Here is a 1,452-nt window from a genome sequence, read left to right as displayed (position 1 = left end):
ATTGCGCACCGCCTTGCTGGCGGCGGCGCTGGCCTGTCCGGCTACGGCTACGTTCGCGGAGCCGATCACGCTGGATGAGGCCATTGCCAAGGCGGTTGAGGCCGCGCCTTCGATCCGCGCCAACGAGGCGGCGATCGCCGCTGCGCGTGCCGGTCGTGTCCAAGCGGGCGTTCGGCCCAATCCTACGGTAACCGTCGAAGGCGAGAACTTCGTCGGCAGTGGACCCTATAATGTCTTCGGCCAAGCCGAGATAACGGGAACCTATAGCCAAACCATCGAACGCGGTGGCAAGCGCGATGCACGATTGGCTTTTGCTGACCGTGACATCGGTGTTGCCGAGGCATCGTCGCGCGTAGGTCGGCTCGAGCTTGTTAGCGCTGTGCAGCGTGCGTTTCTCGATGTCGTAATCGCTGGCTATGTCGTCGAGATCGCGGAAACACGATTGGGTGTCGAAATCGAGATGCAGCGCGAGGCGCTGCGCCGTGTGCGCGGATATAAAGATCCGCTATTTGTTGAAACCAGCGCGTCGGCGCGGGTTACGCAGGCGCAGCTTAATCTTGCCGAAGCGCGCGCGCGGCAAGTTGCGGCGCGTGACGGGCTTGCCGCTTATTGGGGCGGAAGCGGCATGGACATCGAAACCGAGGGCGAAGTGATGTCGGGCATCCCGGCAGCGCGGCAACTGGCAGAAGCCGATGTTGCGCTTGCGCAGGCCGAGGCTGAACGCGCTTCGGCGGCGGTAACGCTCGAACAGACGCGCGTTCGCCAGGATTATACCCTGAGTGGCGGCGCACGCTTTTTGCGCGGCACCAACGACGTTGCGCTGGTTGCTGGCGTCACAATCCCATTGGGACGCTTTGACCGCAATCAAGGAAATATCGCGAGGGCACAGGCCGAAAAATTGCGGATCGAGCTGACCGCAGAGGCACAAAGACTCGACCGGCTTCGCCGCCTTGCCAGCCTTGGGGCAGAAGCGGACGCCGCCCGCGCGCGCGCCGATGCCATCGTCGTTGAGGTCTATCCGCAGACCACCAAGGCACTCCGGCAGGTGCGCGAAGGCTATGCGCGCGGCGGCTTCACCTTCCGCGACATGCAAGGTGCCGCCGATGCCATCATCCAAGCGCAGGCCGAATGGCTCAATGCCGTGACGCGCTACCGTGACCTTCAAACTGAAATAGACCGGCTGACCGGGCGCTTTGACGCCGCAGCGGACAAGGGGATCAATCCATGAAACAGTATCTGTACATTCGCATGGCGGCAGCCTTGTTGTTCACCGTCCCGCTCGCTGCCTGCGGCGGCGAGGCTGAAAAACCGGCTGAAGGTGAAGGCAAGTCCGCGTCCGAATATGAAAAAGGGCCGCACAACGGTCGGATGTTGCGCGACGGCGATTTCGCGATTGAAGTCACTATTTTCGAAGATGGCCAACCGCCGCAATACCGGTTGTATCCAACGCGC

The 1,452-nt window shown here is 62.3% G+C and carries 1 protein-coding gene and 1 pseudogene; both read left to right on the top strand.

The genetic code is table 11. From position 1 onward, the window contains the following. Positions 1 to 1,228: TolC family protein (locus tag B7Y43_RS20080; RefSeq protein WP_374133424.1), on the top strand; the 1,228-nt coding region annotated here is incomplete at its 5' end. Next, positions 1,225 to 1,452 (top strand): annotated as a pseudogene (locus B7Y43_RS20075) (HlyD family secretion protein); the annotation flags it as partial. The gene B7Y43_RS20080 and the pseudogene B7Y43_RS20075, both read left to right, overlap by 4 nt.

The sequence above is a fragment of the Sphingomonas sp. 28-62-20 genome (genome assembly GCF_002281505.1).
This window is presented reverse-complemented; position numbering and strand designations above follow the sequence as displayed.